Source organism: Streptomyces sp. NPDC054047 (genome assembly GCF_055585065.1).
In genome coordinates this window covers 1,148,601-1,170,490 of sequence record NZ_JBVJKV010000002.1, presented here as the reverse complement: position 1 = coordinate 1,170,490, position 21,890 = coordinate 1,148,601, and the positions used below count along the sequence as shown (strand labels likewise).

General features: G+C 73.3%; 22 protein-coding genes. 3 read left to right on the top strand and 19 right to left on the bottom strand.

What is annotated here, in order from left to right; genetic code table 11:
- Positions 1–60: 60 nt before the first annotated feature.
- Positions 61–849, top strand: coding sequence for a VOC family protein (locus ACZ6ZP_RS11715; RefSeq protein ID WP_351173760.1), 789 nt, complete (start codon positions 61–63; stop codon positions 847–849).
- Positions 850–896: 47 nt separating this feature from the next.
- Here ACZ6ZP_RS11715 and ACZ6ZP_RS11710 read toward each other — a convergent pair whose 3' ends face one another.
- A complete protein-coding gene (locus tag ACZ6ZP_RS11710; protein WP_469406537.1) occupies positions 897–1,853 on the bottom strand; it encodes a GlxA family transcriptional regulator in 957 nt (318 codons plus the stop codon).
- A gap of 91 nt (positions 1,854–1,944) precedes the next feature.
- Here ACZ6ZP_RS11710 and ACZ6ZP_RS11705 point away from each other — a divergent pair, with 91 nt between their 5' ends.
- Positions 1,945–2,640: an MBL fold metallo-hydrolase gene (locus tag ACZ6ZP_RS11705; protein ID WP_469406536.1), complete on the top strand. Its 696-nt coding sequence runs from the start codon at positions 1,945–1,947 to the stop codon at positions 2,638–2,640.
- A 35-nt stretch (positions 2,641–2,675) separates the two neighbouring features.
- Here ACZ6ZP_RS11705 and ACZ6ZP_RS11700 read toward each other — a convergent pair whose 3' ends face one another.
- The 10 genes from ACZ6ZP_RS11700 to ACZ6ZP_RS11655 all read right to left on the bottom strand — a co-directional run bounded on the left by ACZ6ZP_RS11700 (position 2,676) and on the right by ACZ6ZP_RS11655 (position 13,146).
- Entirely contained in the window at positions 2,676–3,509 is an 834-nt protein-coding gene (locus tag ACZ6ZP_RS11700; protein WP_351173752.1) for a DUF1206 domain-containing protein, read from the bottom strand.
- Between the two features lie 97 nt (positions 3,510–3,606).
- A complete protein-coding gene (locus ACZ6ZP_RS11695) occupies positions 3,607–4,308 on the bottom strand; it encodes a hypothetical protein (RefSeq protein WP_469406534.1) in 702 nt (233 codons plus the stop codon).
- Positions 4,309–4,351: 43 nt separating this feature from the next.
- Positions 4,352–4,759 (bottom strand): hypothetical protein, encoded by a 408-nt coding sequence (locus tag ACZ6ZP_RS11690; protein WP_469406533.1) that lies wholly within the window; start codon positions 4,757–4,759, stop codon positions 4,352–4,354.
- A 151-nt stretch (positions 4,760–4,910) separates the two neighbouring features.
- Entirely contained in the window at positions 4,911–5,933 is a 1,023-nt protein-coding gene (locus ACZ6ZP_RS11685) for a hemolysin family protein (protein ID WP_351173743.1), read from the bottom strand.
- A complete protein-coding gene (locus ACZ6ZP_RS11680) occupies positions 5,930–7,273 on the bottom strand; it encodes a hemolysin family protein (protein WP_469406573.1) in 1,344 nt (447 codons plus the stop codon). The genes ACZ6ZP_RS11685 and ACZ6ZP_RS11680 overlap by 4 nt, the downstream gene beginning before the upstream one ends.
- 192 nt (positions 7,274–7,465) lie before the next feature.
- Positions 7,466–8,290 (bottom strand): ABC transporter permease, encoded by an 825-nt coding sequence (locus ACZ6ZP_RS11675; RefSeq protein ID WP_469406532.1) that lies wholly within the window; start codon positions 8,288–8,290, stop codon positions 7,466–7,468.
- A complete protein-coding gene (locus ACZ6ZP_RS11670; RefSeq protein ID WP_361473729.1) occupies positions 8,287–9,246 on the bottom strand; it encodes an ATP-binding cassette domain-containing protein in 960 nt (319 codons plus the stop codon). Before ACZ6ZP_RS11670 ends, ACZ6ZP_RS11675 begins: the two co-directional genes overlap by 4 nt.
- 225 nt (positions 9,247–9,471) lie before the next feature.
- Complete coding sequence (locus tag ACZ6ZP_RS11665; RefSeq protein WP_351173734.1) at positions 9,472–10,149, bottom strand: response regulator transcription factor; 678 nt, start codon at positions 10,147–10,149, stop codon at positions 9,472–9,474.
- Positions 10,146–11,486, bottom strand: a complete 1,341-nt coding sequence (locus ACZ6ZP_RS11660; protein WP_469406531.1) for a sensor histidine kinase — start codon at positions 11,484–11,486, stop codon at positions 10,146–10,148. Before ACZ6ZP_RS11660 ends, ACZ6ZP_RS11665 begins: the two co-directional genes overlap by 4 nt.
- A 106-nt stretch (positions 11,487–11,592) precedes the next feature.
- Positions 11,593–13,146 (bottom strand): serine hydrolase domain-containing protein, encoded by a 1,554-nt coding sequence (locus ACZ6ZP_RS11655; RefSeq protein WP_469406529.1) that lies wholly within the window; start codon positions 13,144–13,146, stop codon positions 11,593–11,595.
- Positions 13,147–13,258: 112 nt separating this feature from the next.
- On the opposite strand from ACZ6ZP_RS11655, the gene ACZ6ZP_RS11650 reads away from it, so the two are divergent.
- Complete coding sequence (locus ACZ6ZP_RS11650; RefSeq protein WP_351173725.1) at positions 13,259–13,885, top strand: TetR/AcrR family transcriptional regulator; 627 nt, start codon at positions 13,259–13,261, stop codon at positions 13,883–13,885.
- 9 nt (positions 13,886–13,894) lie between these two features.
- On the opposite strand, the gene ACZ6ZP_RS11645 is transcribed toward ACZ6ZP_RS11650, so the two are convergent.
- From ACZ6ZP_RS11645 to pelF, 8 genes are all read right to left on the bottom strand, one after another.
- Entirely contained in the window at positions 13,895–14,281 is a 387-nt protein-coding gene (locus ACZ6ZP_RS11645) for a hypothetical protein (RefSeq protein ID WP_351173722.1), read from the bottom strand.
- Between the two features lie 105 nt (positions 14,282–14,386).
- Positions 14,387–15,175, bottom strand: a complete 789-nt coding sequence (locus tag ACZ6ZP_RS11640) for an endo alpha-1,4 polygalactosaminidase (protein WP_366464464.1) — start codon at positions 15,173–15,175, stop codon at positions 14,387–14,389.
- Entirely contained in the window at positions 15,172–15,837 is a 666-nt protein-coding gene (locus ACZ6ZP_RS11635; RefSeq protein WP_351173717.1) for a spherulation-specific family 4 protein, read from the bottom strand. Before ACZ6ZP_RS11635 ends, ACZ6ZP_RS11640 begins: the two co-directional genes overlap by 4 nt.
- A complete protein-coding gene (locus tag ACZ6ZP_RS11630; protein ID WP_351173715.1) occupies positions 15,834–16,790 on the bottom strand; it encodes an NAD-dependent epimerase/dehydratase family protein in 957 nt (318 codons plus the stop codon). The genes ACZ6ZP_RS11635 and ACZ6ZP_RS11630 overlap by 4 nt, the downstream gene beginning before the upstream one ends.
- A gap of 7 nt (positions 16,791–16,797) precedes the next feature.
- Complete coding sequence (locus ACZ6ZP_RS11625; RefSeq protein WP_351173713.1) at positions 16,798–17,511, bottom strand: nucleotidyltransferase family protein; 714 nt, start codon at positions 17,509–17,511, stop codon at positions 16,798–16,800.
- A gap of 101 nt (positions 17,512–17,612) precedes the next feature.
- A complete protein-coding gene (locus tag ACZ6ZP_RS11620; RefSeq protein ID WP_351173710.1) occupies positions 17,613–18,614 on the bottom strand; it encodes an SDR family NAD(P)-dependent oxidoreductase in 1,002 nt (333 codons plus the stop codon).
- Positions 18,615–18,755: 141 nt separating this feature from the next.
- A complete protein-coding gene (locus tag ACZ6ZP_RS11615) occupies positions 18,756–20,195 on the bottom strand; it encodes a hypothetical protein (protein ID WP_469406526.1) in 1,440 nt (479 codons plus the stop codon).
- Positions 20,192–21,730, bottom strand: a complete 1,539-nt coding sequence (gene pelF, locus ACZ6ZP_RS11610; RefSeq protein WP_351173704.1) for a GT4 family glycosyltransferase PelF — start codon at positions 21,728–21,730, stop codon at positions 20,192–20,194. The genes ACZ6ZP_RS11615 and pelF overlap by 4 nt, the downstream gene beginning before the upstream one ends.
- Between the last annotated feature and the right edge of the window lie 160 nt (positions 21,731–21,890).

The window sequence follows — 21,890 nt, the reverse complement described above, 5'->3', positions numbered from 1 at the left end:
GAGCGCCTGCGTTCGAATAGCGTGAAATCAACAGGAATCCCCCAGAAGGAGGCCCTCGCGATGTCCGCGCACCCGGAAGGAACGCCCTGCTGGGCGGACGCGATGTTCCCCGACGTGGAGGCCGCGAAGAGCTTCTACGGCGAGGTCCTCGGCTGGACGTTCGACAGCGGCTCGGAGGAGTTCGGCGGCTATACGCAGGCACGCTCGGACGGCAAGGCCGTGGCCGCGGTCGTCCCGCAGATGGGGGGCGTGGAGGGCCCCGCCGCCTGGAACCTCTACCTCGCCACGCCCGACGCCGCCGCGACGGCCGCCAAGATCCGCGACAACGGCGGAACGCTCGCCATGGAACCGACGCAGGTCGGCGACTTCGGCACCATGGTGACGGCCAAGGAGCCCAGCGGCGCGTACTTCAGCGTCTGGCAGCCGGGCACCCACAAGGGCTTCGAGAAGATCGGTGAGGCGGGCGCGTACTGCTGGGCGGAGCTGACCACACGGGACCCGGCGGCGACGGACGCGTTCCTGCCCGCCGTCTTCCCCTTCGACGTGAAGTCGATGGACGTCGACGACGTCGACTTCAGCGTCTTCCAGGTCGGTGACCAGCCCGTGCTCGGCCGGCTCAAGATGACCGACGACTTCCCGCCGGACGTGCCGCCGTTCGTCAACGTGCACTTCGCCGTCGACAACTGCGACGCCGCGATCGCCACCATCACCAAGCTCGGCGGCCAGCTGCTCTTCGGCCCGATGGACAGCCCCTTCGGCCGCTTCGCCACGGTCGCCGACCAGCAGGGCGCCATCTTCAGCATCATCGACCTGATGACCACGGAGGGCGAGATGCCCTCGTTCACCTAGGCCGTCCCGAAGCTCTGGTCCTCCCGTGGCTCCGGACCGTCCCGAAGCTACGGCGCTCGCGTGAACGCCCGGCGGTAGGACCTCGGCGGCACGCCCCGGCGGCGTACGAACTGCTCACGCAGGACGGCCGCGCTGCCGTACCCGACCCGGCGGGCGATCTCCTCCACCGGCAGGTCCGTGGTCTCCAAGAGCTCCTCGGCGCCGCTCAGCCGCAGGTTCACGAGCCAGGCGTGCGGAGTGGTGCCGGTCGCGGCGGTGAAGCGGCGGGCGAAGGAACGCCTGCTCATCAGGGCGCGGCGGGCCAACTCCGCGACCGGCAGCGGCTCGTGCAGATGCTCGCGGGCCCAGGCGAGCACCTCGGCGAGCCGCTCGTCCCGGCAGTCCTCCGGCACGGGGGCGGCGAGGTACTGGGCCTGTCCGCCGTCGCGGTGGGAGGGCAAAACCAAGTCCCTGGCGATGGTGTTGGCCGTGGCGGCGCCGTACTCGCGTCTGAGCAGATGCAGGCTGAGGTCGAAGCCCGCGGCCGCCCCCGCGCCCGTGACGACCTGCCCCTCGTCGATGTACAGCGCCTCGGCCTCGACGGTGACGTCCGGGTGGCGCCGGGCGAGGAGCTCGGCGAAGCGCCAGTGGGTGGTGGCACGCCGCCCGTCGAGCAGCCCCGCCGCGGCCAGGGCGAACGCGCCGACACAGTGCCCTGCCACCAGCGCGCCCCGCTCGTGCGCGGCGGTGAACGCGTCGAGCACGGCGGGCGCGGGCGGCGTGCGGAAGTCGGCCCAGGGCAGGGCGATCACGAGGTCGGCGGAGGCGAGCCGCTCCAGGCCGTGCTCCACGGTGATCGGCAGCCCGGCGTCGGAGCGCACCTGCCCCGGCCGGTCGGTGCACAGGGCGAAGTCGAAGCGGGGCAGTCCGGAGCCCCGCTCGTCGAACACCTCGGAGACGATGCCGGCGCCGAGGATGCCGACGCCCGTCGGGGCGTAGGCGGCGATGGTCACGAAAGGCGGCATACGGGAGTGTGGCACAGCGTGGCACGTTTCCTGCGATCAGTGGCAGAAGGGCCACTTTCCGCGGATAGCCCCGCCCGGAAGACTCATGGTCATGACGAACACACAGACGGACGCGAACACACAGACGGACGCACAGACGGACACGCGGACAGACGCACAGGCGGACGCCGTGGCGGACACGGTGGCTGACGCACAGACAGACGCCCCGCTCGGCAGCAGCGCCGTGTACACGATCCTGACCACCGGCTACACGGGCTCCACCGGCCCCGGAGTCGCCGCCACCGTCTCCTACATCCGCGACGCGGACCGGCACGTGATCGTCGACCCGGGCATGGTGGCGAGCCGCAGCCGGATCCTGGACCCGCTCGCGGAGTTGGGCCTCGGCCCGGACGACATCACCGACGTGGTGCTCAGCCACCACCACCCGGACAACACCATGAACGTGGGCCTGTTCGGCCGGGCCCGGGTCCACGACCACAAGGCGATCTACGAGAACGACCAGTGGACCGACCGGGACGCCGAGGGCTACGAACTCGCCCCGTCCCTGCGGCTGATCCGCACGCCGGGCCACAGCCGCGAGGACATCACGCTGCTCGCGGGCACCGCCGAGGGCACGATCGCGTTCGTGGGCGACCTGTGGTGGCGGCCGAACGGCCCGGTCGACGACCCGGTCGCCCCGGACCACACGGTGCTGCGGACGTCACGTCAGCGGGTCCTTGCCGCCGCCGACGTGATCGTGCCGGGCCACGGTGGCGCCTTCAAGGCCGACGAGTCGGCGCCGCTCTAGCCGCACCGGCCCCACCGTCTTCCTGATCCCCGCCTTCACAGGCGCCGCCAGCGCGCGGAGGCGAAGGAGAAGACCCCGAAGAGGATGAGCCCGGCCGCCACGGCGGCCAGGAGCCAGGGGCCGACGGGGGTGTGCGAGAAGCTGCGGAGCGTCGCGTCCACGCCCTTGGCCTCGTCGGCGTCGTACTGGACGGCCGCCGTCACGATGAAGACGCCCGCCGCGGCGAACACGGCGCCGCGCGCGACACCGCCGGCCACCCCCAGGCCGGTGACGGTCTGCCGGGTACGGCCGGTGAGGGAGCCGAGGTCGAGCTGCCGCAGGAAGCGGCGCATCATCGCCCGTACGGCGAGCACGACGCCGACGCCTATCAGCACGCAGCCGCCGACCCCCACCAGGATCCTGCCGTAGGGAAGTTCCAGTGCGGTCGCCGTCCAGTCCTTGGACTTGGCGTCGCCGCTGGAACCCCGGCTCCCGGCGGCGTACGTGGCGGTCGCCCAGCAGACGAAGGCGTAGAAGATCGCCCTGCCGCCGTCGAGGGCCCGCGACGCGGGCTTGCGGCGCGGCCCGCGCTTCAGCACCGCGCGCGAGCCGCGCCACAGCGCCATGCAGCCGAAGCCGACGACCAGCGCCCACAGCATCACCTCGCCGAAGGGCTGCTCGGCGACCTGGGCCAACGCACCCTCCCGGTCGGCCTGTTCGCCGCCGCTGCCGAGGGCTATCTGCAGGGCCAGCGCACCGATGAGGACATAGACGACGCCGCGGGCGACGAAGCCCGCCCGGCCGGCCGCCGTCAGTGATTCGTTCTCCGCCGAGCGGCGGACCGCGGCCTTCTTCGTCCGGCCGCGTGTGTGCACTCGAGACGGCGTCATCGTGTCCTCCCAGAAACGTGGGCGCGCGGTACGCGCCCGGTCCCCGAGTGCCCCGGTCAGCGGTCGGTCATGCCTGGTGGCCCGTGTCCCGGCAACCTCAGATGGCGCCCGAGAGCAGGAAGGCGGCCACCAGCAGGCCGAAGCCCACCGGCGCGACCACGAGAAGCGACAGCATCGGAACCCATCCGATGAACCCCTCGCGGATGGTGCGGCCCGCCTTGAGGCGGCCGTGCGGGCGGCTCACCTCCGTTCGCAGGTCGAGGCGTTCGGCGGCGCGGTCCGACACGACCACGCCCGCGCCCCGCGGCCTGCTCAGCAGAGCCCTGCGGACCAGGGCGTCGACCGTCTCCTCCCCGCCCGCGAGCTTGTCCAGGACGAGCCGCACGCCGTGCGCGTCGGTGAGGATCAGCCGGTCGTCGGTCCTGGTCTGGCCGGGCACCTCCATGCGGCCGACCTTGGTGAGGCGGGCGAGGTCGAGGGTGTGCCGCCCGGTCAGGGTGCGGGCGGACAGCAGGTCGCCGTCGTGTGGGCGGGCGCGCCATCCCATGTGGGCGTAGGCCGCCACCAAGGCGCTGATGAAGAGCGAGACCAGGTTGAGGAAGAGGTATCCGTCGTCGATCAGGCGGGCCCGGATCAGCAGCACGGGCACCACGAACATCAGGGGCGGCGTCAGGAGGACGACGCCGTCGGCGACGCGCCGCGCCGTTCGTCCTTGTCCGGCGGACACCTCCGCGTCTCCGGCGGACACGTCCGCGTCTCCGGCGGCGTCTGCGGTGCTCCCACGAGAGTTGATCGTCACGGCGGCGACGCTATCGCGTGCGGATCGCCGGTCGACGGGCGCCTCAGAGCAGCGCTCCGCCGGACCTGGCTCCCGACGGCGGCGCGGTGATGTGCGGACACCCCACGGCTCCCGGCACGAAGTCCATGCCGCACTCCTCCGCCATCACGGCGAAGAACTTCCGGCCGTCGGTGGACTGCCGCGAGGTGGTCCAGGCGTACGTGGACCAGGGGTCGGCGGCGCGGTGAAGCGCCTCGCGTCCCAGGCCTATGCCCTGCCAGGGCCCGGCGATCGCGATCGTGTTGATGCGGGCGGCGGCGCAGGAGTGGCACACCTGGTAGTCGACGTGCCCGATGTCGCGGCCCCTGCCGTCCAGGAGCGTGATGACCTGGTGGCCCGCGGGCACCGTCGCCGGGGCGGACCGGTAGACGACCGCCTGCGGGCAAGGCGGAGGCGGCCTTCGGAACTTCACCGCGGCGCCGCGCGCACGCGGGCTGCCGGGTGACGACACGTGACTTCGTCGGCACGGGACATGGCGAGCACAGTAGACACAGGACACGCCGCCCGTACATCCCCGTAGGGGGTGGCGTTTCCTGCCTGGCGAAGCGGCATCGGACGGGCCATCAGACCGGCTTTCGCGGTTCCATCAGGTGGGCGAGCAGGTCGTCCAGGCTGACCAGGCCGGTGAGGCGGCCCGACGCGTCGCAGAGCACGGCCAGCGAGGCACGGCGGCGGCGCAGCTCCTCGACGGCGTGGGCGACGGTGTCGTCGGCGGCGAGCTCCGGGACGGGGCGCGCCAGCTCGCGGGCGGTCAGGGCGCGGCTGCGGGCCCGCGCCACCAGGGCGTCACGGGCGTGCACCGAGCCCAGGACGGTGGCGCCGTCCGTGACGAGCAGCCGGGTGCGGTCGCTCGCCGCTGCCACCTCCAGCACCTCGTCGATGCTCGCGTCGGCGGGGACGGAGGTGATCTGTGCGGCAGCGGTCCGGAGGTCGCCGACCGCCGTCAGCGGCGCGGTGAGCGAGGTGGTGATCAGGCCCGAGTCGGCCTCGCTGATCAGCCCGAGCCGCCACGACTCCTGGACCAGGTGGCCGAGTTGCTCGCGGTTGTGGACCGAGGTGAGCTCGTCGCGCGGGGTGACCTTGCACAGGCGTACGAGCGCGTTGCTGACCTTGTTGAGGAGGCCGAGCAGGGGGCGTACGGCCTTGACCACGGCCCGGAAGGGCGGGGTGAGCAGCATCGCCGAGCGCTCGGGGTGGGCGATGGCCCAGGACTTGGGGGCCATCTCGCCGACGACCATGTGCAGGAACACCACGACGACCATGGCGAGCGCGAAGGCGATGCCGTAGCTGAGCCCGGCGGGCAGGCCCAGTTTCTCCAGGAGCGGGTCGAGTTCATGGGAGATGGCGGGCTTGGAGACCGATCCGAGCCCCAAGGTGCAGACGGTGATGCCGAGTTGGGCGCCGGCGAGCATCAGGGACAGCTCCCGCATGCCCGCGAGCGCGGATTTGGCGCCGCGCTGTCCGGCGGCGACCGCGCGCTCCATGCGGTGCCGCTTGGCGGCGACCAGGGCGAACTCCGCGGCGACGAAGAAGCCGCTGGCGATCAGCAGCAGGACGGTGACGAAGAGGGCCAGGGGGAAGCTCATGCGGTGGTCTCCTCGGCGGTCGGCACGTCCGCCACCGGCAGGCGCTCGATCCGTACGCGCTCCGGGACGTGGCGGTCGAGGCCGAGTACGGCGACGGACACCCGGCTGCCGTCGGACAGCTCCACGGTCAGCCGGTCGCCGATGGCCGGGAAGCGGCCGAGCCGGTCGACGACGAGTCCGGCCACGGTGTCGTAGTCGTTCTCCTCGGGCAGGTCGATGCCGGTCGCGTCGGCCACCTCGTCCAGGCGGCGGCCCGCGTCGACGAACCAGCCGCCGCCGTCGGCCACAGCGAGTTCGACGACGGTGTCGGACTCGTCGGCGATGTCCCCGACCAGTTCCTCGGCGATGTCCTCGTACGTCACGATGCCCGCCACGCCCCCGTGCTCGTCGAGGACGACGGCGAACTCGTCGTCCCGCTCGCGCATCTGCGCCACCGCGCCCGGCAGCGGCAGCGTGTCGGGCAGCAGCAGCGGGCGCCGGGCCTGTTCGCCCGCCGTGGTGCGGCCGAAACGTCCGGCGGGCAGCCGCATCAGCTCGCGCACCCCGAGCACGCCCGCGACGTCGTCGGGGTGGTCGCCCATGACGGGGTAGTTCGAGTGTCCGTGCGCGGCGATGAGCCGCACGGCCTCGTCCGCCGTGGCGTCCTTGCGCACGAAGGTGACGTCCGCCCGGGGCACCATCACCTCGTCCAGGGTGCGCTCGGAGAACTCCAGGGCGTGGTCGAGGAGTTCGGCACTCTCGCGCGGGATCTGGCCGTGCTCGTGGGACTCGCCGATGAGGTGGCTGAGCTCTTCGAGCGTGGCGCCGTGGTGCAGTTCCTCGACGGGCTCGATGCCGATGGCGCGCAGCAGCCGGTTGGCGGCGCCGTCGAAGACGCGGACGACCGGGCCGACGACCTTCAGGTACGCCAGCGTGGAGGCGGCCAGGGACTTCGCGAGCCGCTCGGGGACGGCGAGCGCGAGGTTCTTGGGGGCGAGCTCGCCGAGGACCATCTGGAGGACGGTGGCGAAGACGAAGCCCAGGACCACGGAGAGGGCGGAGACGGCGCCGTCCGAGAGGCCGGTGCCGTCCAGGGCGGGCTTCAGGAGTCCGGACACGGACGGCTCGGCGAGGAAGCCGACGACCAGGCCGGTGACGGTGATCCCCAGCTGGGCGCCCGACAGCATGAACGAGAGCCGCCCGAGGACCTGCACGGCACGGGCCGCCCGCCGGTCCCCCGCTTCCGCCTCGCGGGCGAGAGCGAGGCGGTCCGCGGCCACGTACGCGAACTCCTGCGCGACGAAGTAGCCGGTGCCCGCGGTCAGGACGAGGACGGCGAGCAGGCCGAGTACGGCGGACAGCAACAGTGGCTCCGTTCCGATGAAGGGGCGTGCCGGTCGTTGTGGTCGTTGTCGGGGGCGTGCCGGTCATTCTCGGCGCGGCCGGGGCATCCCGCCACGCGTCGGGCGAGCACCCCGGCCGCACGACGACAGTGGGTGTAGAAGTATGGCTAACTTCTACACCCACTGTAAAAGAATCGCAAAGCCGAGTGGTCAGACGTCACGTCGGCGCAGGCGCCACGCGGCCACGCCGACGAGCAGCAGCGTGTACGCGGCGACCAGGCCGAGCGAGGGCCAGGCGCCGAGGCTGCCGACCGTCTCCGGGCTCGCGTCCGAGGTCTGCGTGAGCTTCTCCAGGGCCGCCGTCGGCGTCGCCCCCGCCACCCAGCGCTGGAGGTCGCCGAGCAGCGGTCCGAACAGGGACGGCAGCAGCAGGACGCCGACCACCGTGACGATGGCCCCGGCCGCGTGCTTCAGGAGGGTGCCGACCGCCAGGCCGAGCAGGCCCACGAGCGCGAAGAGCCCGGCGATGCCGAACAGCGCGGGCAGAGGTTCCCCGGGGGCGTAGGTGCCGTCCTCCAGGATCGCGCCGCCGAGGAGATACGCCGCCGCGCAGGAGACGAGCCCGGTGGCGTACAGCAGGCAGACCAGCAGCGCCGCCTTGGCGGCGAGCACCCGGCCGCGGCGCGGTACGGCGGTGAGGGTGGCGGCGATGGTGCCGCTCGCGTACTCGCCGCACACGGTCAGCGCGCCCACCGCGCCCGCGACCATCAGCGAGACGACGCTGAGGGTGAGGCTGCCGCCGAGCACCGTGTCGTCGGGCTGCAGGCTGCCGCTCAGGCCGACGAACACGGCACCGACCACCGTCAGTGCGCCGGTCACCAGGAGGGTCCAGCGGGTGGAGCGCAGGCCCGCGAACTTGGTCCACTCGAAGGCGAGGGCCTCGCGGAAGCCGGGGACGCCCGGGCTCGTCGTCGCTGTCGTGGCCGCCGTCGTGGCGTGTGTCGTCGTTGCTGTCTTCGTCACTGGCTTCGTCATCGGACCGGTTCCTTTGCCTCGTCCCGCGCATGGGACTCGTACGTCGTCGCCGTGCCCCGGTACTCCACCGAGGCCCGCGTCATGTCGGTGTAGACCTCCTCCAAGGAGGAGAAGACCGGCGTGAGTTCGTGGATCGCCAGGCCTTGGGTGCGGGCCAGTTCGCCGATCTCGGCGGGTGTCAGGCCGCCGACCCGCCAGCCGCCGCGCGCGTCCAGGCGCACGGACGCGCCCGCCGTCTCAAGGAGGGTCCGCATCCGCTGCGCCTCGGCGTCGGGCGTACGCAGCAGGGTGGCGCCCTGGGAGTTGGTCTCGATGAAGTCCCTCATGTCCGTGTCCGCGAGGAGCCGGCCGCGGCCGATCACGATCAGGTGATCGGCGGTCAGCTCCATCTCGCTCATGAGGTGGCTGGAGAGGAACACCGTCCTGCCGTCCGCGGCAAGGGACTTGAGCAGGTCGCGGATCCAGCGGATGCCTTCGGTGTCCAGGCCGTTGACCGGCTCGTCGAGGATGAGCACGCCGGGGTCGCCGAGCAGCGCGGCCGCGATGCCCAGGCGCTGGCCCATGCCGAGCGAGAGCCCCTTGGCGCGCTGACCGGCGACGTCGGTGAGGCCCACCGCTCCGAGGACCTCGTCGACCCGTCGTGCGCCGATTCCGTTGCTGCGCGCCAGGCCCAGGAGGTGCTGTCGCGCGGTGCGTCCGCCGTGCACCGCCCTGGCGTCCAGGAGCGAGCCGACCTCGCGCAGGGGCGCCGCGAGGCGGTCGTAGCGCCGGCCGTCGACCGTGACCGCGCCGCCGCTGGGCGCGTCGAGGCCCAGGATCATGCGCATGGTGGTCGACTTCCCGGCGCCGTTCGGGCCCAGGAAGCCGGTCACGCGGCCTGGGCGGACGGTGAAGGTGAGCCGGTCGACGGCCGCCTTGCCGCCGTACCGCTTGGTGAGTTCCCGTGCTTCGATCATGCCGTCGACGCTACGGAGGCCGGGCACCCCGGACATCTGCCGACGGGAGTCGGTGGCTACTCCCCCGGGAGTAGCCACCGCGGGCCATCAGGAGCAGCAGCCATAGGACCCGGGGCAGCCACCGCGGACCCTAGGGAGCAGCCGCCACAGGGCCCAGGGGCCCTCAGGAACAGCCGCACCGCAACGGGGGCAGCCGCCATCGGGCCCGGGAAGCGCCGCCCGCCGTCAGCCCTCGCCCGCGCGCACCAGGCCGGTCTCGTACGCGAGGACCACCAGCTGCGCCCTGTCCCGCGCCCCGAGCTTCGTCATCGCCCGGCTGACGTGCGTCTTCGCGGTGAGCGGCGACATGAGCAGACGTGCGCCGATCTCGTCGTTGGCCAGCCCGCGGCCGACCAGCGCGAGCACCTCGCGCTCCCGGTCGGTCAGCGGATCGAGGAGCCGCAGCGCCTCGGCCTCGGGCGCCTTGAGGCGGGCGAACTCCTCGATCACCCGGCGGGTGACACCGGGCGACAGGAGGCTCTGCCCGGCGGCGACGGTGCGGATCGCGGTGCGCAGGTCGTCCGGTTCGATGTCCTTGAGCAGGAAGCCCGCGGCTCCTGAGCGCAGCGCCTCGAAGACGTACTCGTCGGCCTCGAAGGTCGTCAGGACCAGGACGCGTACGGCGTCGAGCGTGCGGTCGGCGACGATGCGCCGGGTGGCTTCGAGGCCGTCGGCACGCGGCATGCGGATGTCCATCAGGACGACGTCGGGGCGGGTGGTGCGGGTCAGCTCCACGGCCGCGATGCCGTCCGCGGCCTCGCCGACCACCGCCAGGTCGTCGGTGAGGTCGAGCAGGGCGCGGAAGCCCGCGCGGACGACGGTCTGGTCGTCGGCGAGAAGCACCCTGATCCGCCGGTCGCTCATGCCGCCCCTCCCTCGGGTCCCTCGGGGAACGTTGCTCCGCGCTCGGCGTGCGACGCCCCTCCGCCCTCGCCAGACAGCGCCCCTCCGCCCTCGACGCACGACGTCGCTCCGTCCTCGGCGGACGGCGTCGCTCCGCTCTCGACGGGGAGCACCGCACGCACCCGCCACCCGCCGCCCCGCAGCGGCCCCGCTTCGAGGTCGCCGCCCATCGCGGTGGCCCGCTCCCGCATGCCGATCAGGCCGTACCCCTCCCCCGGACCCTCGGCGGTCGCGGGCCCGTCGTCGGTGACCTCCACGGCGAGCCTGCCGCCCGCGACAACCACCGACACCGCCACGTGCCGGGCCTCCGCGTGCTTGATCACGTTGGTCAGCGCCTCCTGGACGATGCGGTACGCCGCCAACTCCACCAGCCGCGGCAGCTCCCGGCCACCGGTGCCCGCGCCCGAATCGGTGGCGGTGTCGGTGTCGGTGTCGGCATGCAGGGACACCCGGAGGCCGGTACCGCGCACCCCCTCCACCAGTTCGTCGAGCTGCGCGAGGCGGGGCGCCGGGTCGACGGAGGCCTCGCGCCCCTCGCGCAGCACGCCCACCGTGGCGCGCAGCTCGCGCACGGCCTCCTTGCCCGATGTCCGCACCTGCCGCATCGCCGTCCGCGCCACCTCCGGCCTGCTGTCGAGCGCGTCCAGGGCCAGGCCCGCCTGGACGGTCATCGCCGACACGGTGTGGGCGACCACGTCGTGCAGTTCCCGCGCGATGCGCACCCGCTCCTGGTCGACCTTGCGCCGCGCCTCCCGCTCCCGGTCGGCCTCGGCACGCTCGGCCCGTCCGGCGTACTCCCGCATCAACTCGCGCCGTCCGCGCACCACCTCACCGAGGAGCAGGGGTACGAGGGGCCAGAGCATCTCCAGGAGCGGGGCACCCTGGGGCTGCGCCACGTCTTTGCCCGCGATGACCGACACCACCCCCGAGACGAGGGCGGCGACCACGGCGGTACGCAGCGTGCGGCGCCGGTCGCCCTGCACGGCGATGGCGTACAGCGCGACCATCACCGGCAGATTGAGCAGTTCCCCGATGTGTCCGTGGAGCGCCCAGCCCGCGCAGGCCGCCCCGGTGACGACGGTGACGGCGACCGGCCACCGGCTGCGCACCAGGAGGGCGGCGACGGACACGGCGAACAGCAGCCACGTCAGCCAGTCGGCCTGGCGGTGCCCGGAGTCGTTGACCGCAGCGTCCAGGCCCGTGAGGAGCGCGACGACCGCGGCCACGGCCAGGTCCGTGAGCTGCGGCGGCAGCGGCCACGGGATGCGCCGCTGCCCGGGGCGGGAGGTGGGGGTCACGGAACTCACGATAGGAGCAGCGCGCGCAAGGTGCGTACGACAACGGGAGTACCCCTGAGGCCCCGACCCCGACCCCGGCCCCGACACGCGAACCGGCCTGACCGGTCTACCCGCCGCCGCGCAGTCGCCACAGGTCCACGGCCGCGAGGACCGTACGCTCCACCGCCAGCAGCAAGGCGAGCGCGATGGCGGCGATCAGCCCCCACCCCACGTCGGGCAGCCACAGCAGCGCCATCGGCAGCGTGCCCCCGAGGGCCGACGGCAGCCGCCACAGGAGCGCCGCGACGCCCAGCGCGGCGGTGACCGACGCGACGGTGGCCACCACGATCCTGCGCCGGGAGCGGCCACGCACCGCGGCCCGCCGTCCGGGCAGCCGGCGCAGGGCCGGGGCGGCCACGCCCAGGAGCAGCGCCCCGGCGAGGGCTGCCGCGGCCCAGGGCAGGGCGACGGCGATCGGGTCGACCGGCGTGCGGCGGGGGTCCGCGCCAGCCAGCAACTGCGCCGCCCCGAACGCGGCGTCGCCGAACTCCTCGGCCCGCAGCTGGTGGTAGGCGTTCTGCAGGACGATCACGGCCCGGTCGCTGTCGGGCAGCATGACCACCATGGCCTGGAAGCCGGGCAGCGCCCCGTCGTGCCAGACCATGCGCTCCCCCGTGCCCTTGAGCGTGCCGACCGACCAGCCGAGGCCGTAGCGGTCGGCGCTGCTGTCGACGTGGCCGCGCTGGGTGTCGGCGATTCCCTTCGCCGACAGCACCTGTCGGCCGTGCAGCTTTCCTCCGCCCAGCTCGGCGAGGGCTAGGCGGGCCAAGTCCCTTGCGCTGCCGCCTACATGGCCGTAGGGAACGCCCGAGGTGTCGTAGGGCGCGTCGAACGGGACAGGGGTGCCGAAGAGGGAGCGGTGGCCGGGCGCCACCCGCTCTCGCGTGAAGTCTCCCTCGGTGGCGACGGCGTGCTCCATCCCGAGCGGGTCGAGGATCTCCTCGTGCAGATAGGTGCCGAACGGGCGCCCTGACACCTTTTCGACCAGTGCGCCGAGTACGGCGTAACCGGCGCTGGAGTAGGCGAAGGAGCCGCCGGGCCGGTCGGCGGGCTCGACGCGTGCCAGGTCGCGGGCCGCGTCGGCCAGAGCGCCTGGCGCGTTGTCGTAGCGGTCGCCGATCTCGCCGGACGCGGCGGTGGGGATGCCGCTGGTGTGGGTGAGCAGGTGCCGGACCGTGATGCGGTCGGACGCGTCCCGGTCGGCGAGCCGGAACCACGGAAGGTATCCGCGCACCGGCGCGTCGAGGTCCACGCGGCCGGCCTCCACCTGCTGCATCACGGCGAGGCCGGTGACCGGCTTGGAGACCGAGCCCCACAGGAACGGAGTGTCGGGCGTGACCGTCCGGCCCCGGCCGTCCTCGCCGAAACCCTTCTCGTGCACGACGCGGCCGTCCTCGATCACCGCGAGCGCGGCGCCGGGCGTATCCGTCGCGTCGAGTCGGCCGCCGACGAACGCGTCCACCTCCGACCACTCCCCCGCGTGCCCCTCCTCGGCGGCGGCGACGGGTGCCGCGAGGCCCGCGCCCGCGGCCGTCACCGTGCCCGCCAGGAGCACCGCACACGTCAACTGCCGTAATCGCGCCCGCCTTTGGCGTCTCTTCGCCTTCACTGCCACTGCCATGTCCGCAGTCACCCCTTGATCGACGGTCCGCTGATCGACGGCCCAGCGTTTTTACCATATGAGCATATGGTAAAAACGTTCCGCAAGGCCCACCGGCGGATACCCTGACGGCATGCCGAAGGTCGTCGATCACCAAGCAAGGCGCATCCAGGTCGCCGACGCCGTACAGAAATTGGTCACCGAAGAGGGGCTCGACAGAGTCACCGTGGCGCGGACCGCCGCGACGGCGGGCTGCTCCGTCGGCCATGTGCAGCACTACTTCCCGACCAAGGACGAGATGCTGCTGTTCACCCACGAACGCGTCGTCCAGCAGATCCTCGACCGGGTCTCCGCCCTGGGGGAACGCGCCACGCGCCGGCGGCTGCCGATCCGTGACGTCGTCGTCGATGGACTGGCCGAATGGCTCCCGGCGGACCCGCGCCGCCGCTCGGCCCACCGGGTGGTGCTCGCCTTCCTGGGCCGCACCGTCGACAACCCCCGCCTGGCCCGGTCCCACGCCGAGACGGGCCGGCTCATCCGCTCGATGCTCGCCACGGCGGTCCACAACGGCAAGGAGTGCGGCGAGGTCCCGGCCGACACCGACCCGGACCTCGCCGCACTCGAACTCCACTGTCTGACCGAGGGCCTGGCCCTGCAGCTCGGCTCCGACCCCGACACCGCCGCATCGCGGGCCGCCCTCGCCCTCGTCACCGCGCGCGTCCGGGCCGTCTTCCCCGGGCGCTGTCGTCAGTACGGCTGACCGGCGGGGTCAGTCGGTGAGCGTGACGCAGGGCAGGCCCACGCTGGCCCCGCCCCGGAAGCCCTCCGCGCACAGCCGGGTGCCCGCGGGGAAGTGGCGCTGCGGGTAGGCCTGGTCCCGGTAGGTCCGGAACTTGGCGACGTCCTCCACCTTGGTGTTGGCGCTCCAGCCGTTGGTGGTCCACACGCGCGCGCTGATCCGGTTCGGCTGGTTGGTGTTGGTGACCGACACCTCCACCCGGCCGAGGTAGGTGCCGCTGTCGTAGGTCTCGATGCAGACCGAGTGGTTGCACCACTTGCCGTCGGCCGCCGCCGAAGGACCGGTGACGACGACGCAGCCGAGCGCCGCGGCCATGGCGCCGACGCCCGCGGCGATCTTCCTGGTGATGTCGTGCATGATGAGTGCCCCTCAAGCCTTCGTCATGGCCCGGCCCACATTGCCGGGCCCCGGCAGACCAACGCGAGGGCAAGATCGTCCGTTACGCGGCGTCCCCCGATCGACTCAGCAGGGCCTGCGCCACGTGTCCAGGTTCAGCTTCTTGCTCATCGAGGACAGGCCGAGGCGGCGCGCCTGGGCGCAGAACTTCTCGTTGGGCACGGCGTACTCGACGTGCAGGACCGCCTTGCCCGCCTTGATGAAGGGGGTCAGCGACGCGCACTCGTCGTACTGGGCGCACTCCTCGTTGACGGCGAAGTCGAAGTCCCGCACGAGTTGCGGGATCTGCGGGAGGTCGTTCTTCAGGCCGACGGACATGCCGCGGTCGTGTGCGAGGCGGGCGACCATCCGGTTGAAGGCCAGTTGATGGCGTGCGGTCAGGGGGAAACCGGTGCGGTTGAGATAGCTGTCCAGGAGGTCCGGCTCGACCGCGTCGAACCCCTTGCGGCGGCACATGTCGAAGCGCTCCGCGAGCAGCGGGCGCAGCACGTCCAGGCGCCGGATGTCGAGCCAGCGCTCTCCCTTCCAGCCGTTGGGGCGCCCGAGGACGGACGCGGGGTAGTCGTCGCTGTCCGGGCGGAAGGACTCCCAGGCACCGGCGTTGACGTAACAGATGACGCGGCGGCCGTCGCGGTGCAGCCGGGCCACGTCGGACGCGCGGTTCTCGAACCCGTCGATGTCGTAGACGGGCACGTTCACGCGCGGGTCGACGCGGCCGTTGAGCTGCCACTGCCAGGTGGTGCCGGGCCGGGGCCGCCACCGGTCCGGGGTGCCTTCCTCCTGCGGCGCCGACGAGCACCCGGCGAGCAGCAGGACGGCGGCGAGCACCGGGCCGAGCAGGCGGCGGTGCCTCACGACATTCCTCCGGCCGTGGTCAGGGGCGGCGGTTGGGTCCAGGGGTTGGGCCCCGCGCCGGGCACCGCGCAGTGCACGCCCGCGCCCCGCTGTACGGCGGTGCGTCCGGCGAGGCGTGTCAGCGCGGGCGGCACCCCGTAGACGAGGTGACAGAAGTGCTCGGGCGGGTGCCTGGCCGTCCAGGACGGGGCGGTGAACGAGTGCAGATACGTCGTCCAGTGCCCCTCGAACGTGACGAGCAGATCGGCGGCGCGGGCGTACCCGGGCGCCGGATGCACACCCGGGTTGAGGACCACCGTGCCCGCGCCCCTCCCCCGTGCCGAGCGGACCAGGCGTCGGCAGTGTCGCAGTTCGCGGCGGCCCGGCGAGACCTGGTCGAAGAAGCAGCCGTCCACGTCGTACCACGCGCGGTGCCGGTCCAGGTCGTCGGTGACGGCCGCGATCGACCGCTGTCCGTACGCCGTGTCGACGTACCCCAGGACGCGCACCCCCGCCTCGCGCAGTGTCCGCGATGCGGCGGTGAACGCGGGGTCGGGGGCCGCGCCCGGGCCGTCGGCGGCGTTCAGGACGACGCCGTACAGCTGGGGCGCGGCCGCCACGAGCGCCTCCCAGGCCGCGGGGTCCGCGGCCGGGTGCACGTACAACGGCACGAGCAGGGTCATCGCGGCTCCCCGGCGGCGGGCGCAAGGCGCGACCTGTCCTCATCTGCGAGGCGGGCGTGCGGCGCGCCGTCGGCCTCCCACAGCGCGGTCACGGAATCGCGCAGGGAGTACGTCGGCGTCCAGCCCAACTCCCGTTCCGCGGCGCCGATGTCGGCGCACTGCCACGGCACGGCCACCGAGCGGCCCACCTTGCCGAGCGACTCCTCCACCCGCCCGGTGAAGCCCGCGGCGCCGACCAGGCCATGCACCAGGTCGCGCACCGGCACGGCACGGCCGCTGCCGATATTGAGCAGCCGCGGCAGCCGCCCCGGCAGGGCAAGGGCGAGCTCGACGGCGTGCGCCACATCGCGTACGTCGACGAAGTCCCGGTACGCGGACAGGTCGCCGACCTGGACGCCGCCGTGCGGGGTCCGGGTCACCGCGCGGCCCAGCTCGGCGGTGAGCCGCCCCGGCAGTCCGGCCCGGGGAGCCCGGGGGCCCACCGGGTTCGTGACCCGCAGCACGAGCGCGTCGAGCTCCGTGGCGAGCACCGTGAGGGTGCCCGCCAGCTTCGTGGCGCCGTACGGGGCGACCGGGCGGGCGGGGGCTTCCTCCGCCGTCCGTTCGCCCATGCCGGTCGGCCCGTACTCGGCCGCCGAGCCCAGGTGCACAAGGCGCGCGGCGGGCGCCGCCGTGCGCAGGGCCTCGCACAGGGCCGCGGGGCCCCGGGAGTTGGCCTCGGCGAGGGTCAGCGCGCTGCCGCCGACCGCGCCCACGCAGTTGACCACGGCGTCGGGCTCGGCCCGGGTCAGCTGCTCGGCCAGTGCGGCGGGCGTCATGGCGGCGAGGTCGACCCGCAGGTCGTCCGCGGGGGCGCGGCCGCCGCGGAGCAGCCGCACGCCCGGCAGGGCGTGCAGCCGCTCGGCGATGTGCCCGCCCAGGTATCCGGTGGAGCCCAGGACGAGAATGCGCACGGCCCCGTCACGCTCCCTTGAGGAGAAGGGAGCGGTGCGTGGTGAACTCCGCGTTCGCGCGGTCGTAGTCGTCCGGGCGTCCGATGTCGAGCCAGTAGCCGTCGAACGCGTAGGCGTGCGGCGGGGTCTTGGACTTCAGCAGGTCGAGGACGAGCTCGTCGAAGCCGAGCGGCAGGCCGGGCGTGTAGTGGGCGAGCGTGTCGCGCGAGAGCCCGTACACGCCCATGGAGACGCGGTAGTCGATGCTCGGCTTCTCCGTGAAGGCGACCACGCGCTCCGATTCGGTGGTGAGCACGCCGAAGTCGATGCGCACCTCGCGTGCGTACGTCGCGATGGTCAGCGGCGCCCCGGACGCGGTGTGGCTGTTCAGGACGTCCGAGTAGTCCAGGTCGGTGAGGATGTCGCCGTTCATCACGAGGAAGTGCTCGGGCAGCCGGTCCATCATCGTCAGGAGCGGGCCCATGGTGCCCAGCGGGCTGTCCTCGGTGGAGTAGCCCACGCGCAGGCCCCAGCGGGCGCCGTTGCCGACGTAGGCGCGGATGATGTGGCCGAGGTGGCCGATCGCGATGGTGCAGCTGGTGAAGCCGGCGGTCGCCAGCTGGCGCAGCACGATCTCCAGGATCGCGTGCTGGTCGCCGATCGGGACCAGCGGCTTGGGCAGCGCGGTGGTGTACGGCCGGAGCCGGACGCCCTTGCCGCCGGCGAGAATGACTGCGTGCATGGTTCGTCTCCCCTGTGGGTGACCCGAAGTGGTCAAGTGGCCTGATGAGCAGAGCGGTTGACGATCAGGTGACGGTCGGTTGACGGCCGGTCAGGGATGGCTCAGATGTTGTAGATGTCCGTCTTGTAGCGGGCCAGGTTGGCCGGGTCGCGGAAGAACTCGACGGTGCGGGCCAGGCCCTGCTCCAGGTCGTGCCCGGGGGTCCAGCCGGTGGCCGCGCGCAGCCTGCTCGCGTCGGCGACCAGGCGCATCACCTCGGAGGCGGTGGGACGGATGCGCTGCTCGTCCTCGCGCACGTCGAGATCGGCCTCCATCACCTTGCCGATGAGCCGCACCAGGTCACCGACGGAGATCTCGCCGCCCGTCCCGGAGTTGAAGGTGCGGCCGACGACGGCCTCCGCCGGCGCGGTACCGACCGCGATGAAGGCCTGCGCGGTGTCCGCGACGAAGGTGAAGTCGCGGGTCGGCCGCAGGTCGCCGAGGGTGATCTCCCTTGAGCCCGAGGCGACTTGGCCGATGACGGTGGGGATGACCGCACGCATCGACTGGCGAGGGCCGAAGGTGTTGAAGGGGCGCAGGGTGACCACGGGCGTCTCGAAGCTCGCGTGGTAGCTGTCGGCGAGCCGGTCGCCGCCCGCCTTCGAAGCGGCGTACGGGGACTGGGTGTTGATGGGGTGGTCCTCGGTGATCGGCACGGTCTGCGCGGTGCCGTAGGTCTCGCTGGTCGAGGTGTGCACCATGCGCGGGATCTCCAGGTGGCGCACGGCTTCCAGGACGTTGAGGGTGCCGGTGACGTTCGTGTCCACGTAGCTGTGCGGGGCCTGGTAGGAGTACGGGATCGCGATGAGGGCGGCCAGGTGGTAGACGGTCTCGGCGCCGGTGACCAGGCCGCGGACCGAGCCCGGGTCACGCACGTCGCCCAGGACGATCTCGACCTCGGCGAGCACCTCGGGCGCGAGGGTCTCCAGCCAGCCGTAGGAGGAGAAGGAGTTGTACTGCGCCATCGCGCGGACCCGGTGGCCCGAGGCGACCAGGGCCTCGGTCAGGTGCGAGCCGATGAAGCCCTCGGCTCCGGTGACGGCGACGAGTGGTGCGGATGCCATGAGTGCTCCTGATGTGGCTGATGAACCGATGACGGATGACCGGTGACTGATGACTGATGACTGATGACGGGACGGTGACGCGGTGGTGCGACGGGCGGGGGCCGGGCCCGGTGAAGGGGGCGCCGAGCGGCGCGGGGCGGCTCAGGCGTGCGCCGTCGGCCTGCCCAAGTGGTGGACGGCGACGGCGAGGAGCGCCAGGACCGCGGCGCTACAGCCGATGAGTTGCGCGATGGGCACCGAGACCATGCCGGTGAGCGGAAGCGCCGTGGCGGTGGCCGCGGCGGCCAGGCAGGGCGCGGCGGACGGCCAGGCCGCGCCGAACGCCTGGAGGAGCAGCGCGAGCCACAGCACGGCGCCCAGCAGGACGAGCCGGGCCGCGCTCGCCCCGACGAGTACGGCGCCCAGGGCGAGCGGGACGAGATAGGCGACGCCGCACACCGCAAGCGCACGCGTGGCGCGCAGCCTGAAGCCCCGGGGGGTGGTCGAGGCGTGCAGGGCGGCCACGGCCAGTCCGCGGTAGCGGTAGAGCAGCCACTCGGCGGGGCCCATGCTCAGCGTCAGCACGATGACGGCGTACGGCTCCTGATGTCCTGCCACCGCGGTCAGCGTCCCGGCCGCGAGACCGAAGAGACCGTACGGAAGGGAGCCCACCAGGCGCGGTGCGGGCCCCGGCGCGGGAGGCGCCCGAAGCGCCGAGCGCAGTGCGTGTCCCGCGGCCGCCGTCGCCAACAGCACGGTCAGCAGCGGCAGGCCGGTCCGCAGGAGCTGCGGCGGCTGCCACCACGGCTGGGCGGCCGCGGCCAGCACGACCGGAAGGAGCGCCGCCGCAAGGATCTTCTCGCGGCCCAGCACGAGCAGCAACCCGGCCGCGGCGAGATAGCAGGACTGCCCGACGGCGAACAGCGCGGCGGCCCCAGGACCCGCGACCAGCAGCCCGGTCGCCGACGCGGCCACGGCGCCCAGCGGGGCTCCGACCAGCAGGGTGCGCCCGGCCTCGTGCCGCCCGGCCGCGAGCCGGCTGTAGGCCCGGTGGCTCAGCGCCTGGGACCAGGCCCAGGACACCAGGGCCGCGGCGATCAGCCCGTACAGCCCGGTGGTCGAACCCCACGCGCCCTGCGCCAGTACGTAGGCCGTGCCGGGGAGCGCGAAGAGCAGCCCGCGCAGGGCGCAGCGCAGATGGTCGGGCCGCCAGGGGTCGGGCGGCACAGGCGGCTTCGGATGGCTGCGCGGAACCCGCCGGAAGACGGCGTCGGCCAGCGAGAACAGATCGGGGTGCCCATAGGTCTCCTGGATCCGGTCGCCGGTCAGGCCCTGCGACTCCAGGAGCGCGGCGACTTCGTAGGCGTGCACGGCCGCGCCCGCGTCGTCGGCGAGTTCGGCGGCGAGCCGGTCGACGGGGTCGTCGAGCCTGGCGGGGCGCAGTGCGACGCCGGGGCGTGTGCGGGGTCTGCCGTCGTCGTGGACGGTGCGGGGCGGGCGTGCCAGGCGCAGCGCGAGGGTGTCCTCCGCGCTGGAGGCACCGTCGGTCTCCGCCCAGCGGGGGGCGCGGCGGCGCGGCCCGAGAGGGAGGGGGCCGCTCATCCCGCCACCTCGTCCGTGATGAGGTGGTCGGCGAACTCCGCCTGTACAGCGTCTGGTTGGCCGGTCGTGGCCAGTTCCTCGTAGATCGCGCGGAACGCGTCCACCGTCTGGCGGAGCGTGAACTGCTCGATCACCCGCAGCCGGGCCGCCTCGCCCATCGCGGCGCGCCGCGCGGGGTCGCGGAGCAGTTCGACGACGGCCCGCGCCATGGCCTCCGGTGCGCGCGGCGGCACGACGAGGCCGGTGGGGCCCACGGCCTCGCGCACGCCGCCGACATCCGTGGAGACGGTGGCCCGGCCGCAGGACATGGCCTCGATCAGGGTGAAGGGGAAGCCCTCGCTGATGCTGGAGAGCATCACGACGTTGCCCGCCGAGTAGGCGTCCTTGATGTGCTCGACGCGGCCCTCGAAGACCACCGCGTCGCCGTGGCCCAGCTCGGCGGCCAGTGCCTCACAGCGCTCGCGGTAGGCCTCGCCGCCGCGCGGTGTGCCGCCGAACAGGCGCAGCCGTGCGTCCGGGATCTCCTGCCTGACCAGGGCGAAGCAACGGATCAGGGTCTCCAGGTCCTTGATCGGGTCGACCCGGCCCGCCCAGCTCAGGGTGGGGCTCTGCGGCTCGGGGCCCGCGGGCGGGAACGCCTCGGGGTCCACGCCGTTGTAGACGGTGCGGATGAGGGCGGGGTCCGCGCCGCCGCGCTCCTCCCAGAGGCGGTTGTAGCGGTTGCCCGGGGTGATCAGGGCGGCCTGGCGGTACGTTTCTTCGGCGAGCAGCCGGAAGAAGCCGAGCAGCAGGGCCTTCACGGGCCAGCTGTACGGTCCGGTGCGGTAGCCGAGGTAGCGCTCGCGCAGATACACGCCGTGCTCGGTCAACAGCAATGGCACGCCGTGGAGTTGGCGTCCCACCAGGCCGGGCAGGGCCGCGATGCCGCCGCTGACCGCGTGTGCGACGCCGTGCTCGGGCGGCCGGGCCGCGAGGGGCCGCAGCGCGTGTTCGAGCAGGCCGGTGGCGGTGACCGCGTCGTGCAGCGTGGGCCGCGCCTCGGCGGTCGCGCGGCCGGGGACGTTCCACACCGAGCTCAGGACGTGCACCGCGCGGTCGGTGCGCAGCGCGGGGGCCAGGGCGCCGTCGCGGGCGTGCCGGGCGAGGTCGTGGAGTGCGGGGGCGAAGCCGTCCTCGGCGGCCGGGTCGAGCAGCGCGGCGAGGAACTGCTCGTAGGAGCCGAGGAGTTGGCGTCGACGGCGGCCGCGCGGGGCGTGTCCGGCGGGGGTCGGGCCCCACATGGGCAGGCAGACGGGAGCGTCGACGTGCGGCGGGAGCTCCCAGGCGAGGCTCTCGCTGCCGGTGCCGGTGACGGCGAGCACGCCGAAGTCGATGTCGGGCATGCCGCGCACGAGTTGGTCGCACCAGACGCTGACGCCACCGTGGCTGTGCGGGTAGGTGCCTTCGGTCAGCAGGGTGACGCGGGTCCGTGCGGGGCGGGGCGACGGCAGGGAGAAGGGCGCCGGTATCGGCACCGGTGAGGGTGAGTCGGGCATGGCGGGGCTCCGCGGGTGAGATACGAACGCGAGGGAGCCGACGGCGGCGCCCGACCCGGTGGACCGGGGCTGGGCGTGTTCCGTGAACGGCGACGTGCGGGACGTACGGGCGCGGGGGGAGGTGGTGCGGTGTGCGGCCCCGGGACGGCGGGGCGGGGTG